The 14,839-nt window shown below is 67.6% G+C and carries 14 protein-coding genes; 6 read left to right on the forward strand and 8 right to left on the reverse strand.

What is annotated here, in order from left to right; translation table 11 throughout:
* Window positions 1-17 precede the first annotated feature (17 nt).
* From ACIQTU_RS09665 to ACIQTU_RS09690, 6 genes are all read left to right on the forward strand, one after another.
* The gene (locus ACIQTU_RS09665; protein WP_400545862.1) at window positions 18-2,498 is read left to right on the forward strand and encodes an LPS-assembly protein LptD; all 2,481 of its coding nucleotides are present in this window, start codon (window positions 18-20) and stop codon (window positions 2,496-2,498) included.
* 105 nt (window positions 2,499-2,603) lie between these two features.
* Window positions 2,604-3,950, forward strand: coding sequence for a peptidylprolyl isomerase (locus ACIQTU_RS09670; RefSeq protein WP_400545865.1), 1,347 nt, complete (start codon window positions 2,604-2,606; stop codon window positions 3,948-3,950).
* Window positions 3,950-4,966, forward strand: a complete 1,017-nt coding sequence (gene pdxA / locus ACIQTU_RS09675; protein WP_400545868.1) for a 4-hydroxythreonine-4-phosphate dehydrogenase PdxA — start codon at window positions 3,950-3,952, stop codon at window positions 4,964-4,966. Before ACIQTU_RS09670 ends, pdxA begins: the two co-directional genes overlap by 1 nt.
* 10 nt (window positions 4,967-4,976) lie before the next feature.
* A complete protein-coding gene (rsmA, locus tag ACIQTU_RS09680; RefSeq protein WP_400545871.1) occupies window positions 4,977-5,786 on the forward strand; it encodes a 16S rRNA (adenine(1518)-N(6)/adenine(1519)-N(6))-dimethyltransferase RsmA in 810 nt (269 codons plus the stop codon).
* A gap of 8 nt (window positions 5,787-5,794) precedes the next feature.
* Entirely contained in the window at window positions 5,795-6,952 is a 1,158-nt protein-coding gene (locus ACIQTU_RS09685) for a pyridoxal phosphate-dependent aminotransferase (protein ID WP_400545874.1), read from the forward strand.
* Between the two features lie 36 nt (window positions 6,953-6,988).
* Entirely contained in the window at window positions 6,989-8,035 is a 1,047-nt protein-coding gene (locus tag ACIQTU_RS09690) for a L,D-transpeptidase (protein WP_400545877.1), read from the forward strand.
* Here the strand turns inward: ACIQTU_RS09690 and ACIQTU_RS09695 are convergent.
* The 8 genes from ACIQTU_RS09695 to fabD form a co-directional block, all read right to left on the reverse strand.
* Entirely contained in the window at window positions 8,032-8,490 is a 459-nt protein-coding gene (locus ACIQTU_RS09695) for a nucleoside deaminase (RefSeq protein ID WP_400545880.1), read from the reverse strand. The two genes, ACIQTU_RS09690 and ACIQTU_RS09695, sit on opposite strands and share 4 nt — an antisense overlap.
* A 5-nt stretch (window positions 8,491-8,495) precedes the next feature.
* Window positions 8,496-9,137 carry a guanylate kinase gene (gmk, locus tag ACIQTU_RS09700; protein WP_312783971.1) on the reverse strand — a complete coding sequence of 214 codons (642 nt, stop codon included), beginning with the start codon at window positions 9,135-9,137 and terminating at the stop codon, window positions 8,496-8,498.
* Complete coding sequence (locus tag ACIQTU_RS09705) at window positions 9,127-10,014, reverse strand: YicC/YloC family endoribonuclease (RefSeq protein WP_400545884.1); 888 nt, start codon at window positions 10,012-10,014, stop codon at window positions 9,127-9,129. The genes gmk and ACIQTU_RS09705 overlap by 11 nt, the downstream gene beginning before the upstream one ends.
* The gene (mltG, locus tag ACIQTU_RS09710) at window positions 10,011-11,222 is read right to left on the reverse strand and encodes an endolytic transglycosylase MltG (protein ID WP_400545887.1); all 1,212 of its coding nucleotides are present in this window, start codon (window positions 11,220-11,222) and stop codon (window positions 10,011-10,013) included. Before mltG ends, ACIQTU_RS09705 begins: the two co-directional genes overlap by 4 nt.
* A gap of 1 nt (window position 11,223) precedes the next feature.
* Window positions 11,224-12,504 (reverse strand): beta-ketoacyl-ACP synthase II, encoded by a 1,281-nt coding sequence (fabF, locus tag ACIQTU_RS09715; protein ID WP_292082526.1) that lies wholly within the window; start codon window positions 12,502-12,504, stop codon window positions 11,224-11,226.
* A gap of 119 nt (window positions 12,505-12,623) precedes the next feature.
* On the reverse strand, window positions 12,624-12,863 hold the full coding sequence (locus ACIQTU_RS09720; protein WP_105564338.1) for an acyl carrier protein: 240 nt from the start codon (window positions 12,861-12,863) through the stop codon (window positions 12,624-12,626).
* A 184-nt stretch (window positions 12,864-13,047) separates the two neighbouring features.
* Entirely contained in the window at window positions 13,048-13,788 is a 741-nt protein-coding gene (gene fabG, locus ACIQTU_RS09725) for a 3-oxoacyl-[acyl-carrier-protein] reductase (protein ID WP_400545892.1), read from the reverse strand.
* A 20-nt stretch (window positions 13,789-13,808) separates the two neighbouring features.
* Window positions 13,809-14,753, reverse strand: coding sequence for an ACP S-malonyltransferase (gene fabD, locus ACIQTU_RS09730; RefSeq protein ID WP_400545895.1), 945 nt, complete (start codon window positions 14,751-14,753; stop codon window positions 13,809-13,811).
* Window positions 14,754-14,839 lie beyond the last annotated feature (86 nt).

Raw genomic sequence — 14,839 nt, forward strand, 5'->3', positions numbered from 1 at the left:
CAAAGAGTGGATTCCGCATGAGTGATCGCCGCACATCCCGAGAGGGAGCCCTGCGCGCCCGGCTCCTGGCCGGTGCGGCCCTGATCGCCTGTATGCCCGCGCTACCGGCGCTGGCCCAGAACGCCGGCGCCCCAACGCAAGCGCAAGCTGCATCGACGACGCAGACGACGGACCAGCCTGCTTCGGACGGCCTGTCGCCAGGCGGCCTCTATGTGAACGCCGATTCGGCGGCCCGTGAAGGCGACGTCGTCACCGCCAGCGGCACGCCGGATGATCGTGTCTTTGCCCGCACCCGCGACCACAGCATCCGCGCTGAGCAGGTCACCTACGACCTCAAGAGCGGCGTCGCGACCGCCGCCGGTCACGCCGAGGTGGTGGCCCCTGACGGCTCAGTTCTCCACGCCAGCCGCGTCGAACTGGATGCGGACTTCAAGGCCGGAGTCGCCACCGATCTGGCCCTGCGCCTGGCCAACGGCGCCAGCCTGATGGCCGCGACCGCTGTGCGCCGCTCGGAAAACGTCAGCGAGTTGAACCGGGTCATCTTCACCCCCTGCCCGATCTGCGACGTCGACGGCCCCAAACAGCCGACCATTTCGATCCAGGCTGACAAGGCCGTGCAGGACGAAAACCTTCGCGCCATCCTGTACCGCAACGCAGTCTTCCGTGTCGGCGGCGTGCCCGTCTTCTACCTGCCGGCCTTCGCCCACCCCGACCCCAGCGTTGATCGCGCCTCCGGCTTCCTGATCCCTCGCGTGGACTGGGACGAGGGCCGAGGCGGCTCGGTCGAAATTCCGTACCTGCTCGTAGTCTCGCCGTCCGAAGACTGGCTCTTCAGCCCGCAGATCAACACCAAGGTCGCGCCCTTGATGAACCTGCAATGGCGGCGGCGCTTCGAGAATGGGACCATCGTCGCGCGCGGCGGCTACACCTACGGCCGCAACTTCGGCGACTTCGACCTGGACGGCGACGGCGACACCGAAAGCAATGTCCGGTTCGGCGACCGCACCAGCCGCAGCTATCTGCTGGCGCACGGCAAGTTCGATCCCGAGGGACCATGGCGCTATGGCTTCACCGCCGAGCGGGTTTCAGACAAGACCCTGTTCGACCGCTATGACGTCAGCTCGACCTATCAGGACAACGGCCTCTACTATGGCGACCGTCGTCGCCTGATCAGCCAGGTCTACGCCGAGCGTCAGACCCAGAGATCCTATCTCTCGGTGGCCGCCTTCTCGATCCAGAGCCTGCGGCTGGACCCGCGCTTTTCCGCGACGGACTTCCGCGACCCGAACGGCTTCAAGATCTTCGAGCGCGAGAACACCTTGCCTCTGGTCGCGCCCATCGTGGACGCGCGCTGGGAACCCGAAGGTCCGGTGTTCGGCGGACGTCTGCGTTTGCGCGGTTCGGCCGTGGCCTTGACGCGCGACGCCTATGTCGGCTTCCCGACCCTGCGCCCCGAATTGATCCCGCCCGGTCTGACCGATGATCTGCCTGGGGTCGACAGCCGCCGCGTCACGGGCCAGGTCGACTGGCGGCGGACGATCATCACGCCGACAGGTCTGCGCTGGGAGCCGTTCGTCGATGGTCGACTGGACGTCTATTCCGTGGATGATCTGCCGCCAATGCTCGGCAAAACCTCCGACGTTCTGTCGCGCGGACGCGCCAGCGCGGGCGTGGATGTCAGCTATCCGCTGTATCGCCGCCTTAGCGCCTCATCGGATCTGGTGCTGGAACCCATGGCCCAGTTGTCGGCTTCGACCGACGCTGACCTGGACCCGCGCATCCCCAACGAAGACAGCCAAACGCTAGAATTGGACGAGACGTCCCTGTTCAGCATGGATCGTTTTCCTGGCTACGACCTGATGGAAGGAAGGCTGCGCTTCACGGCCGGCGCTCGCGCCACTCTGCGCTGGGACGACAAGCGATCCGCCAGCCTGTTCATCGGGCGCTCCATTCGGGCCGACGAACAGCGTGAATTCCTCACCCCGATTCCCGACGATCCGTCGAGGCTCTATGATCCGTCGGGCATTGCTTCTCGTACGACCGATTGGGTAGTTCAGGCGACCTTCTCGCCCTCCGAGCGTATGCGTGGATGGTTCCACGCCACTGTCGATGGAAACGGCGAAGTGCGACGCGCGGAAACAACCGTCGACGGACGATGGGGGCGCCGCAACGCCGCGAGCATGAGCTACATCATAGACCGTTCCAACCCGGTCAGCGGCCCCCTCAACCGCAACTACGAATTCGTCCAGCTTTCCGGCCAGCAATTCATCCATGGCAACTGGGGCGTCGCGGTGAACGGCATCGCCGACCTGGAACGCAATATCATCACCCGGTCAGAGGTCGGCCTGCTGTTCGACGACGATTGCTTCCGCTTCGAACTGGGCTGGCGGCGCGACAATACTCGGGTACGCCCGACGGGTCCCTCCGAGGGCGTCTATGTTCGACTTAACCTCGCCACTTTCGGAGGTTCAGGTTATGATCGAAGAGATATGCGGTAAGCATGGCGTGCAGGGGCGTACGCCCTACGTGGCCCGGAATGCTTGATGGCGCTGCTGGGACCGGGTCGAGACCGCTTTAGGGAATCAGGACTGACGATGCGTTTAATGCGTTACACGACGGGCGTGGCCATGGCCGCCCTTATGGCCGTTACGGCTGTCGGACCGTCGCTGGCCCAGACGGCGCCGGCGCAGCCAGCGCCCGCTGCGGGCACTCTAAACCCCGCGGCGGAAGAAGCCCCGCAGCGCGCAGCGACCGCAGCGCCTCAGTTCCGCATGGCTGACGGCATCATCGCCACCGTCAATGACCGGATCATCACAGGCTTCGACCTGCGTCAGCGGATGCTGGTGCTCATGGCCATGACCCAGGTCCAGCCGACCGAAGAAAACATCGGCGCCATCCAGCAGCAGGCCCTGAACGACCTGATTGAACAGCACCTGCAGGCCGCTGAAATCGCCAAGTTCGAGCAGTTGAAGATTTCCGACGCCGAAGTGGATCAAGAGATCGCCGGCATGGCCCGTGAGGCCGGCACGACACCGCAGGGCTACATGGCCTTCCTCGAACAGGGCGGCATCCGTCCCCAGCCCTTCCGCGAGCAACTGCGTATTGAGATCGCCTGGCGGGATCTGGTCGGGGGTCGCTTCAGAGACCGCGCCAAGGTCACCCGCACCCAGGTCGAACAGGCAATGCGCCAACTGACCGAGTCGGCGACCAAGCCCCAGTATCTGGTAGGGGAAATCTACATCGAAGCCAGCCGCGTCGGCGGCATGCAGGAAGCGATGAACGGCGCCAGCCAGCTGGTGCAGCAAATGGTCCAGGGGGCCCCCTTCATGGCCGTCGCCCGTCAGTTTTCGGCCGCCCCGTCAGCCGCCCGCGGCGGTGACGCCGGCTGGGTGGTGCAAGGCACGGTCCAGCCCGCTCTGGAGCAGGCGATGGCAGCGCTCGACGTCGGCCAACTGTCCAATCCGATCCCGGTCGATGGCGGCGTCTACATCCTCTATATGCGCGACAAGCGTTCTGGCGCGGCCACCAGCCTGGTGCAGATGAAGCAGGTCATGATCGAGCTGCCGGAAACCGCCAGTGAAGCCGACGTCGCCGCCGCCACCCAACGCCTTGAGTCGTTCCGCAGCGGAACCACTTGCGACAACATCCTGCAGCGTGCTCGCGCCGAGCAGGGCATGCAGGGCGCTGATCTGGGCGAAAGCGACGTGGCCAACCTGCTGCCGCAGTTCCAGCAGGTCGCACGTTCGGCCGACGTCGGGTCCATCAGCAGCGTCGTGCGCAGCCCCTTGGGCGTCCACGTCCTGGCCGTCTGCGGCCGCCGTCTCGGCGGCCCCGAAGCGCCTTCGGCGCAGCAGGTCGAAGCGCGCCTGCAAAACCAGAACTACGCCATGCTGGGCCGCCGCTATCTGCGCGATCTGCGAGCCGACGCCCTGATCGAAGTCAAGCAGTGATGTTCGGGCGGCCGCTCATCGTCACGATGGGCGACCCCGCCGGCGTGGGGCCGGAGATCATCGCCAAGGCGTGGCCGGTTCTGGCCACGCCGCCCGGCCCCCTGGCTCCCGTCACGCCCTTCGCCGTCATAGGCGACGCCGACGTCCTGGCGGCCCAGGGCGTGAAGGTCGAGCAAATCTTCAGTCCGACGGACGCTCGCAGCGTCTTCGGCCGCGCCATTCCCGTCCTGCACCATCCGGCCCCCGCGCCGGTCACGCCGGGCGTACCCGATCCCCGCAACGCCCCCGCCGTGGCCGACTGGATCGAGCGCGCGGTCGATCTGGTCATCTCGGGCGAAGGCGGCGGCGTGGTCACGGCCCCCATCGCCAAGGCGCCGATGTACGCCTCGGGCTTCCGCTTCCCCGGGCACACCGAGTTCATCGCCGAGCTGACGGCCGACATGCCGTTCAGCGGCACGCGGGGCCCGGTCATGATGCTGACGGCCAAGGATTTGCGCGCCTGTCTGGTGACCATCCATGTCCCGATCGACCAGCTGCCGGAACTGGTGACAGCAGACCGCATCATGCGCGTCGCCCGCGTCGTCCACGAATCGATGAAGCGCGACTTCGGCATCCATGCCCCGCGCCTGGCCATGGCCGCCCTGAACCCCCACGCGGGCGAAGGCGGCTCGATCGGGCTGCAAGAGGTCGAGGTCCTGCGCCCCGCCGCCGCCGCCCTGCGCGCCGAAGGGCTGAACATCACCGACCCCCTGCCCGCCGACACCCTGTTCCACGACGAGGCGCGCGCCCGCTACGACGCGACGGTCTGCCTCTATCACGATCAGGCCCTGATCCCGGTCAAGACCCTGGACTTCTGGGGCGGGGTGAACGCCACGCTCGGCCTGCCCATTGTCCGCACCTCGCCCGACCACGGCACCGGTTTCGACATCGCCGGCAAGGGGATCGCCCGCGCCGACAGCTTCATCGCTGCCGTGCGACTGGCTTCAGAGATGGCGGCGGCGCGCGCCACGCGCTAAGGCGTCCCGTATGACGGACCTTCCCTCCCTTCGCGAGACGCTCGACGCCCACGGCCTGCTGGCCAAGAAGAGCTTCGGCCAGCACTTCCTGCTGGACCTGAACGTAACGCGAAAGATCGTCCGCTACGCAGGTCCGTTCGACGGCCGCGCCGTAATCGAGGTCGGCCCCGGCCCCGGCGGTCTGACCCGCGCCATTCTGGAAAGCGACGCCGGCAAGGTGGTGCTGGTCGAGAAGGACCCGCGCTTCATCCCCCTGCTCAGCGAACTGGACGACGGCTCGGGCCGCCTGACCATCGTCGAGGGCGATGCCCTGAACGTGCGCGAGAACCAGCTCGTCGAGGGTCCGGCCCATCTGGTGTCGAACCTGCCCTACAACGTCGGCACGCCGTTGCTGATCAAATGGCTGACGGGACCGTGGACGCCCTGCGCCCTGACCCTGATGTTCCAGAAGGAGGTGGCCGAGCGCATCGTGGCCGCTCCCGGCGACGACGCCTATGGCCGCCTGGCCGTCATCACCCAGGCCGTGGCCGAGGCCCGCATCGTCATGCACCTGCCCGCCGCCGCCTTCACGCCGCCGCCCAAGGTGGCCTCGGCGGTCGTGCATGTGGTCCCGCGCGCCGAGCGCCCCTCGCCCGAGCGCCTGAAGAAGCTGGAACGCGTCACCGCCGCCGCCTTTGGCCAGCGCCGCAAGATGCTACGCTCCAGCCTGAAACAGCTCGGCGGCGCCGCTCTTTGCGAGGCCGCCGGCATCGAACCCGACGCCCGCGCCGAAGTCATCGACATCGCCGGCTTCCTCCGCCTGGCCGACGCCCTCAAGTAAAGCTTGCCATGACTGTTGAAATCGAACCCTTCCGCGCGATCAGCGTCAGCCGCCTGGCCCATGAGTTGAAGGCCCAGGGCCGCTCCATCATCCACATGGAGTTCGGCCAGCCCTCGACCGGCGCCCCCGCCGCCGCCATCGCCCAGGCCCACCGCATTCTGGACAGCGAGCCCGGCGGCTACTGGGAAAGCCCGGCCCTGCGCGCCCGCGTCGCCAAGCTCTATGACGACCGCTACGACGTCACCGTCGATCCCGAGCGGGTGGTCATGACGGCGGGCGCATCCCCCGCCCTGGTGCTGGCCCTGATGATGCGCTTCCAGCCCGGTGATCGCGTGGCCATCGCCCGTCCCGGCTACGTCGCCTATCGCAACACCTTGAAGGCCCTGCACATGGAGCCTGTCGAGATCGACTGCGGCCCCGAGGTGCGCTTCCAGCTGACCGCCGAGGCCCTGCGCGCCCTCGAACCCGTGCCCGCTGGCGTCATCATCGCCAGCCCCGCCAACCCGACCGGCACCATCATCCCCGAGGCCGAGCTAAAGGCCATCGCCGAGGTCTGCCGCGAGCGCAACATCTCGATCATCTCGGACGAGATCTACCACGGCCTGTCCTATACCGGCCCAACCCCGTCCATGCTGCAGTTCGAGCCGAACGCATTGATCGTCAACAGCTTCTCAAAATACTGGAGCATGGCGGGCTGGCGTCTCGGCTGGTTGATCCTGCCCGAGACCGAGGTGCCGCAGGCCCGCGCCCGCGTCGGCAACATGTTCCTGACCCCCGCCACCCTCAGCCAGCACGCCGGTCTGATCGCCATGGACGAGGAAGAGGAGCTGGAGGCCAATATCGACGTCTATCGCGCCAACCGCACCCTGATGCTCGACGCCCTGCCGGCCATGGGCCTGCGCTCCATCGCCCCGCCCGACGGCGCCTTCTATATCTACGCCGACATCGGCCACCTGACCGACGACAGCATCAGCTTCTGCGAGGCCCTGTTGCGCGAAACCGGCGTGGCGACCGCCCCAGGCGTCGACTTCGATCCGGTCAACGGCCACCGCTTCATCCGCTTCAGCTTCGCCGTCTCGACGGCGCAGGTCGAGGACGCCCTCAACCGCATCAAGCCCTTCTTCGCGGCGCGAACGGCGGCCGCCGAGGAACGCCTCAGCGCCTAGAGGCGTTCGTCAGGGCCCGAAACCTTCGGAGCCTTCATGCTGAAATCGCGTCTTGTTGCTTCCGCCGCCCTGCCCTTCACCGTGGTCTTCCTGACCGCCTGCGGATCGCCCGCCGAGACGCCAGAGCCCGAACAGCCGCCCGCCGGTTCACCCGCGCCTGCGCTCACGCGAGAGGCGATTGAAGCGGCGGTGTTCGAGGCTGCACCTCCCGCCGCCAACGCCGAGACGGCGCCCGCTACGCCCGATCCCGCCATCGCCCGCGCCCAGATCCTGCTGGACCGCGCCAACTTCTCCCCCGGCGTCATTGACGGCCTGGGCGGCGACAATACGCGTCAGGCCATCGCTGCGTTTGAAAAGGCCGCCGGTCTGCCCGAGGACGGCGTTCTGGACGCCGAAGTCTTCCGCCGCCTGGCAGCGAGCGATGCGGGCAAGGTCATGGCCGACTACGTCATCACCGCCGCTGACCTGGCCGGGCCCTTCATCGGTCAGGTCCCGTCCGACCTTCAGACCATGTCGAAGTTGGAGACCGTGGGCTACGCCACGCCGCTGGAGGCCTTGGCCGAGAAGTTCCACATGACCGAGGGCCTGCTGCGCGCCCTCAATCCCGGGGTCGAGTTCGGCAAGGCGGGCCAGAGCATCACCGTCGCCGCCGTCGCCCAGACCGACCTAACCGCCGACGTCGCCCGGATCGTGGTGGACAAGACCGAGCGTTCGGTCCGGGCCTATGACGCTGACAACAAGCTGCTGGCCTTCTATCCGGCCACCATCAGCAGTTCCGCCCGCCCCGCGCCCTCGGGCGACCTGAGCGTGGTCGGCGTCGCGCCAGAGCCCAACTACACCTACGACCCCGACCGGGTCAGCTATGATCGGGGCGACCGCAAGGTGATCGTGCCGCCCGGACCGAACAATCCGGTCGGTTCGGTGTGGATCGACCTGTCGCGCGACACCTATGGCATCCACGGCACGCCGGACCCGTCCAAGGTCGGCAAGACCTTCTCGAGCGGCTGCGTGCGTCTGACCAACTGGGACGCCGAACAGCTAGCATCCAAGGTCAAGCCGGGCGTGCGCGTGGTCTTCCGCTAGGCCTGCGGACCGTAAAGCTCAGCCGCCGTCCGGCCCGGCACGTCCAGCTGTCTCAGCGGCAGGGGCGCCGGGTCGGTGCGGACGCCCAGCGCGGCATAGGCGGCCGTGCTGGAGAAGCCATAGGGCTCGGCGTCGGCGTTGCTGAAGACGTAGAAGACCGCGTCCACCCGCGTCATCACCGCCGCCGCCAGACACATGGGGCAAGGGTGGCCGCTGGCGTAGAGGACGCTGCCCGACAGGTCGACGGTCCCCAGCGCCGGCCCCGCCTGACGCAGGGCCTCCATCTCGGCATGAGAACTGGGGTCGCAGGTCTCCAGCATCCGGTTGACGCCAGTCGCCACGACGACGCCGTCCTTGACCAGAACCGCGCCGAAGGGACGCCCGCCCGCGCGGACGTTCTCCAGCGCCAGATCCACGGCCTGGGTCAGCCAGCGACGGTGCTCGGCGTCGTTCATGGTCGTCAGACCACTTCCTTCATCAGGGCGCTCTTGTAGGCGTCGACCCACAGGTTGCGGTGACGGCGGCTGCGCTCGGCGTGATAGATGTGGGCCAGCTCGGCGTAGGAGCGGTCGAAGTCCTCGTTGACCAGGACGTAGTCGAACTCGTCGCAGTGCTCGATCTCGCCCTTGGCGTTGGCCACGCGGCGCTCGATCACGTCCTCGGCGTCCTGCGAGCGCGTCACCAGACGGCGGCGCAGTTCTTCCAGGCTGGGCGGCAGGACGAAGACGCGGGCGGCGTCGCCGGGGCATTTCTCGGCCACGTCGCGGGCGCCCTGCCAGTCGATGTCGAACAGGACGTCGCGGCCCTCGGCCAGGGCGCGGTCCACCGGCGCGCGCGGCGAGCCGTAGCGGTTGCCGTGCACGTCCGCCCATTCCAGGAAGGCGTCGGCGTCGATCAGACGCTGGAACTCCTCGTGGGTGACAAAGTGATAGTCGCGGCCGTCGACCTCGCCCGGACGGATGCCGCGCGTGGTCATGGACACCGACAGCTCCAGCCCCTTGTGGTCGGCCATCAGGCGGCGGCACAGCGAGGTTTTCCCGGCCCCCGACGGACTGGCCACGATCAGCAGGACGCCACGGCGGGGGGTGCGGTTATTCGACATTCTGAACTTGTTCTCGAAGCTGCTCGATGACGGCCTTCAGTTCGAGGCCGATTCCGGTGAGCGGCGTGGTAGCGGATTTCGAGCAGAGCGTGTTCGCTTCACGCATGAATTCCTGCATCAGGAAGTCGAGTTTTCGCCCGGCGGGGGGTTGCTGCAACAGTGTCCGCGCGGAATCGACGTGGGCCGTCAGCCGATCCAGCTCCTCGCGCACGTCCGCCTTGGTGGCCAGGGCGGCGGCTTCCAGGAAGATTCGCTCGTCCAGGCCCGGCGCATCGGGGGCCAGTTCGCTGATCCGGCGGGTGAAGCGTTCGCGGATCGCCTCGGTCTGGCTCGAGGCTTCCAGTTCGGCGCGCGCCGTCAGGGCCTCGATCGTGCCGACGAAGTCGTGGATGACCGGCGTCAGTTGCTCGCCCTCGCGCTGACGCGACAGCTTAAGCGCATCCAGCGCCTGTTCGACGGTCGCGGCGATGGCGGCCTCGACGGCGGCGTGGGCCTCGGGGTCCTCGACTTCTTCGGCCACCTCGATAACGCCGCGCAGGGACAGAAGGCCGTCGGCCGAAGGCGGCACCGCCCCCTCTTCCGCCAACTGGTTCGCCAGCTTCAGATAGGTCGCCAGCACGGCTTCGTTGACGCGCGGGGCGGGCTCGGCGCCCTCGGCCCGCTTGGCCTGGACGCCCAGCGTCACCTGACCCCGGTTCAGACGCGCCTGCGCCGCCGCCTTGGTCAGCCGCTCCAGGTTCTCAAAACTGCCGGGACCACGATAGCGGACCTCCAGTGAGCGTCCGTTGACCGAACGCGCCTCGACCGTCCAGGTCCAGCCGTCCAGCGTCCCGTCGGCCCGACCGAAGCCGGTCATGCCGGAGATGGCGCCGCTCATTGCGGGGCCGCCGTCGGCACGGAAATGACCTTGGCGCCCGGCGGGATGGCCACGGGCGCAGCCGCCGCTTCTCCCATCGGCGTCGGCGCGGCGCCGGGGACCGAGGCCGTCTGGCCCGGCGGCAGCCCCGCCTTGCGGCGCTCGATCTCGCGCCAGCGCGCCACGTTGAGCAGGTGCTCCGGATAAGTGCGAGCGAAGACGTGGCCGCCGGTGCCGTCGGCGACAAAGAAGACATATTCTGAACGCGGCGGGTTCAGCACCGCCTTCAGCGCCTCTTCGCCGGGGTTGGCGATGGGCGTCGGCGGCAGGCCGTCGATCAGATAGGTGTTCCACGGCGTCTGGGCGCGCAGTTCCGAGGCGCGGATGCCGCGTCCCAGCGGACGCCCCTTGGTCACGCCGTAGACGATGGTCGGATCGCTCTCCAGCCGCATCCCCAGCCGCAGACGGTTGGTGAAGACCGCCGCCACCTCGGGCCGTTCCGAGGCCAGCCCCGTCTCCTTCTCGACGATGGAGGCCAGTACCATGGCCTCTTCGGGAGTGGTGACAATGGTGTTGGGCGAGCGCTGGGCCCACAGGGCGTCCAGCTTGGTCTTGGCGGCGCGCTGCATGCGGGCGATGACCGAGGCGCGGGTCTCGCCGCGCGACACCTCATAGGTGTCGGGCCACAGGCTGCCCTCGACCGGCACCTCGACCTCGCCGGTCAGGACCGGCTGCTTCATCAGGATGTCGACCGCCTGCGCGCTGGACCAGCCCTCGGGCAGGGTCACGTAGTGGCGCACCGCCTTGCCGTCGACCAGCAGGCCGACCACGGTGGCCAGAGAGGCGCCCGACGGCACCTCATATTCGCCTGCGCGAATCTTGCGGTCGGCGCCGCTCAGGCTTACGGCGGCGCGGAACAGGTCGGTCGAACGGATCACGCCCGCCGATTTCAGATTGGCGGCGATCGCCGAGACGCCTGCGCCCGACGGCAGGGTGACGACGGTGGCGTCGCCCTCAGCCGCCTTCGGCCCCGGTCCCCAGTAGACCGTCCACAGGGCGATCAGAGCCGCGACCACGAACAGGCCCAGGGTCCCGGCGGCGGTGATCAGACCGACGCCGAGGCTGGACTTGCCCGAATTCGAGGACGCTCCGCCGCCGCCCCGCTTCGGCACGCGGTTCCTGGGGATGCGAACCTTGGGCGTGGGACGACGCGACGGAGCCTTGGCCAAGTCAGTCGACCTTCTTGAAGATCACGGCCGCATTGGTGCCGCCGAAGCCAAAGCTGTTGGACATGGCGACATCGATCTTCATCGGCTTGCCCTTGTGCGGGACCAGGTCGATCGGCGTCTCCATCTCCGGGTCGTCCAGGTTGATGGTCGGCGGGGCGATCTGGTCGCGGATGGCCAGGACCGAGAAGATGCTCTCGATGGCCCCGGCGGCCCCCAGCAGGTGACCCGTCATCGACTTGGTCGAGGAGACGGCGACATCCTTGGCGTGATCACCGACCAGACGCTCGATGGCCTTCAGTTCGATCCAGTCGGCCATGGTCGAAGTGCCGTGGGCGTTGACGTAGTCCAGGTCCGAAGGCTGCAGGCCCGCGCGCTTCAGCGCCGCCTTCATGGCGCGCAGGCCGCCGTCGCCGTCCTCGGACGGGGCGGTGATGTGATAGGCGTCGCCGCTCATGCCGTAGCCGACGACCTCGGCATAGATCTTGGCGCCACGCGCCTTGGCGTGTTCGTACTCTTCCAGCACCATGATGCCGGCGCCCTCGCCCATGATGAAGCCGGCGTGGCCGCGGTCATAGGGACGCGAGGCCTTTTCGGGCGTGTCGTTGTAGGCGGTGCACAGGGCCTTGCAGGCCAGGAAGCCGGCGATGCCGATCGGCACGACCGAGCTTTCGGCGCCGCCCGCCACCATGACCTCGGCGTCGCCCAGGGCGATCATGCGAGCCGCGTCGCCGATGGCGTGGGCGCCGGTGGCGCAGGCGGTGACGACCGAGTGGTTAGGGCCCTTCAGGCCGTGGCGGATCGAGATCTGGCCCGAGGCCAGGTTGATCAGAGCCGAGGGAATGAAGAAGGGGCTGACGCGACGGACGCCCTGTTCCTTCAGCACGATGGCCGTGTCGGCGATGGGGCCGAGGCCGCCGATGCCGGAGCCCACCATGACGCCGGTCGCTTCCTTGTCGTCCTCTGATTCGGGCTTCCAGTTGGCGTCAGCCAGAGCCTCATCGGCGGCGGCGATGGCGTACAAGATGAAGTCGTCGACGCGCTTACGGTCCTTGGCCGACATCACCTGATCGGGATCGAAGACGCCCGGCTGATCCGGCGCGCCGCGACCACGACCGTCGACGGACGGCACTTCGCCAGCGATGGTGCAGCCGTAGCCCTCGGTATCAAAGGCGGTGATCGGACCGATGCCCGAGCGCCCCTCGACGATGCCCTGCCAGACATGTTCCACGCCCGAACCGAGCGGAGTGACAAGGCCGAGGCCCGTAATGACGACGCGGCGCATGGTTCGCGCTCCTTGGACTATAAGAATCGTGACCGAAAACAATAATGGCCGCCGGACGGTCCCGCTAGGGGCCCGCCACGGCGGCCATCACTTAGGAAGTGCGACGAATCGCAGCCGGATTAACCAGCCAGCTTCTCGTCGATGAACTTCACAGCGTCGCCGACGGTCTGGATGTGCTCAGCGGCGTCATCCGGGATCTCGACGTCGAATTCTTCTTCGAAGGCCATGACCAGTTCGACGTTGTCGAGCGAGTCAGCGCCCAGGTCGTCGATGAAGGAAGCCTTTTCCGTGACCTTGTCCGGATCGGCGTCCAGGTGGTCGATAACGATCTTGCGGACGCGTTCGAGGGTGTCGGACATGAGTGTCTCTCTGCCTGTTTGTTTGTCGCCGTGAAGGCGGGGTCTCAATGTTCGCCGTGTCACGGCAGCTCTTGGGAAGCAAGCCCCCGAAGAGACTCACGACCGCGAAGCGTTCCCGCCCTTTAGCACAGCCATCGGGGCGGGAAACAGATTGTTGCGCGTCGTGATGACGACGCGCAACGCCTTAAATCATCGCCATGCCGCCGTTTACGTGCAGGGTCTGCCCCGTGACATAGGCGGCTTCGTCCGATGACAGATAGACGGCGGCGGCGGCGATTTCGTCGCCCGTGCCCAGACGGCCCGACGGAATTTTGGTCAGAATGGCCTCGCGCTGCTGGTCGTTCAGCACGTCGGTCATCGGCGAGGCGATAAAGCCCGGCGCGATGCAATTCACCGTGATCCCGCGCGAGCCGACTTCCTGAGCCAGCGATTTGGAGAAGCCGATCATGCCGGCCTTGGACGCCGAATAATTGGTCTGGCCGGGGTTGCCGGTCACGCCGACCACCGAGGTCACGCCGATGATGCGACCCGAACGGCGCTTCATCATCCCCTTCACCGCCGCGCGGGTCAGGCGGAAGTAGCTCTCCAGATTGATCTGGATGACGGACTGGAAGTCCTCGTCCTTCATCCGCATCAGCAGGCCGTCCTTGGTGATGCCGGCGTTGGCGACCAGGATGTCCAGCGGCCCGCCGGCGGCTTCCTCGGCGCGCGCGACCAGACCGTCGACCGATTCCGCGTCCGACAGGTTGGCGGCGGCGAAGAAGGCGCGCTCGCCCAGTTCCTTGGCCAGATCAGCCAGAACGGCTTCGCGCGTGCCCGACAGCACCACCGTCGCGCCCTGGGCGTGCAGCGAGCGCGCGATGGCCCCGCCGATGCCGCCGGTCGCGCCGGTCACCAAGGCGATCTTTCCCGAAAGATTGAACATTTGTTTCTATCCCTATGAAATCAGAGCGACTTCGCAAACGCTTCGAGGTCTTCCGGCGTGTTAAGCGCCAGGCTCTCGGCGTCCGGCGCGATGCGCTTGGCCATGCCGGTCAGGACCTTGCCCGAGCCGATCTCGGCGAAGAGGGTCACGCCGCCCTCGCCTGCCATCCACTCCATGCTCTCGCGCCAGCGCACGCGGCCCGTGACCTGCTCGACCAGCAGGTGGCGGATCACCTCGGCGTCCGTTTCCGGGCGGGCGGTGACGTTAGCGACCACCGGCACGGCCGGGGCGAGGATCTTCGCGTCGGCCAGGGCGGCGGCCATTTCGTCGGCGGCGGGCTGCATCAGCGAGCAGTGGAAGGGCGCCGAGACGTTCAGCGGGATAGCCCGCGCGCCCAGTTCCTTGGCCTTCTCGATGGCGCGGTCCACGGCGGCCTTGTCGCCCGAGATGACGACGTTGCCGTTGTTGTTGTCGTTGGCGACGACGCAGACGCCGACTTCCGAACCGGAAGCGGCAGCGGCTTCGGCCAGAGCCAGGTCGGTCTTGGGACCGATCAGCGAGGCCATCGCCCCCTTGCCCACCGGCACGGCGCGCTGCATGGCCTGGCCGCGCAGCTTCAGCAGACGCGCCGTGTCCGACAAGCTGATCGCCCCGACCGCCGCCAGAGCCGAATATTCGCCCAGCGAGTGACCGGCCACGAAGCCGGCCTTGGTCACGTCCACGCCGAACTCGACCTTCAGCACCCGCGCCGCCGCCGCCGAGACGGCCATCAGGGCCGGCTGGGCGTTTTCCGTCAGGGTCAGCTGGTCTTCCGGGCCTTCGCGCATCAGGTCGAACAGCTTCTGGTTCAGCGCGTCGTCGACCTCGGCGAAGACGTCGCGGGCGCTGGCGAAGGCCTCGGCGAGAGCTGCGCCCATGCCGACGCTCTGGCTGCCCTGACCGGGGAAGAGAAGCGCGAGGGTCATCGAGGAAGGATCCGTGGTCCGTTGATTCAAGGGGCCGAGGGGTAGGCGAAACCCTCCCCAACGGCAAGAAGAACGGCGGATCGCCC

The organism is Brevundimonas sp. NPDC090276 (assembly GCF_044772165.1).
Lineage (GTDB): Bacteria > Pseudomonadota > Alphaproteobacteria > Caulobacterales > Caulobacteraceae > Brevundimonas.

What these genes read in the sequence shown, in the direction of transcription:
- fabG (WP_400545892.1), bottom strand. Translation starts at nt 13,788, where the DNA reads ATGTTCAATCTTTCGGGAAAGATCGCCTTGGTGACCGGCGCGACCGGC.
- ACIQTU_RS09685 (WP_400545874.1), top strand. Translation starts at nt 5,795, where the DNA reads ATGACTGTTGAAATCGAACCCTTCCGCGCGATCAGCGTCAGCCGCCTG.
- ACIQTU_RS09705 (WP_400545884.1), bottom strand. Translation starts at nt 10,014, where the DNA reads ATGAGCGGCGCCATCTCCGGCATGACCGGCTTCGGTCGGGCCGACGGG.
- ACIQTU_RS09690 (WP_400545877.1), top strand. Translation starts at nt 6,989, where the DNA reads ATGCTGAAATCGCGTCTTGTTGCTTCCGCCGCCCTGCCCTTCACCGTG.
- ACIQTU_RS09670 (WP_400545865.1), top strand. Translation starts at nt 2,604, where the DNA reads ATGCGTTACACGACGGGCGTGGCCATGGCCGCCCTTATGGCCGTTACG.
- ACIQTU_RS09720 (WP_105564338.1), bottom strand. Translation starts at nt 12,863, where the DNA reads ATGTCCGACACCCTCGAACGCGTCCGCAAGATCGTTATCGACCACCTG.
- gmk (WP_312783971.1), bottom strand. Translation starts at nt 9,137, where the DNA reads ATGTCGAATAACCGCACCCCCCGCCGTGGCGTCCTGCTGATCGTGGCC.
- pdxA (WP_400545868.1), top strand. Translation starts at nt 3,950, where the DNA reads ATGTTCGGGCGGCCGCTCATCGTCACGATGGGCGACCCCGCCGGCGTG.
- rsmA (WP_400545871.1), top strand. Translation starts at nt 4,977, where the DNA reads ATGACGGACCTTCCCTCCCTTCGCGAGACGCTCGACGCCCACGGCCTG.
- ACIQTU_RS09695 (WP_400545880.1), bottom strand. Translation starts at nt 8,490, where the DNA reads ATGAACGACGCCGAGCACCGTCGCTGGCTGACCCAGGCCGTGGATCTG.
- fabD (WP_400545895.1), bottom strand. Translation starts at nt 14,753, where the DNA reads ATGACCCTCGCGCTTCTCTTCCCCGGTCAGGGCAGCCAGAGCGTCGGC.
- fabF (WP_292082526.1), bottom strand. Translation starts at nt 12,504, where the DNA reads ATGCGCCGCGTCGTCATTACGGGCCTCGGCCTTGTCACTCCGCTCGGT.
- ACIQTU_RS09665 (WP_400545862.1), top strand. Translation starts at nt 18, where the DNA reads ATGAGTGATCGCCGCACATCCCGAGAGGGAGCCCTGCGCGCCCGGCTC.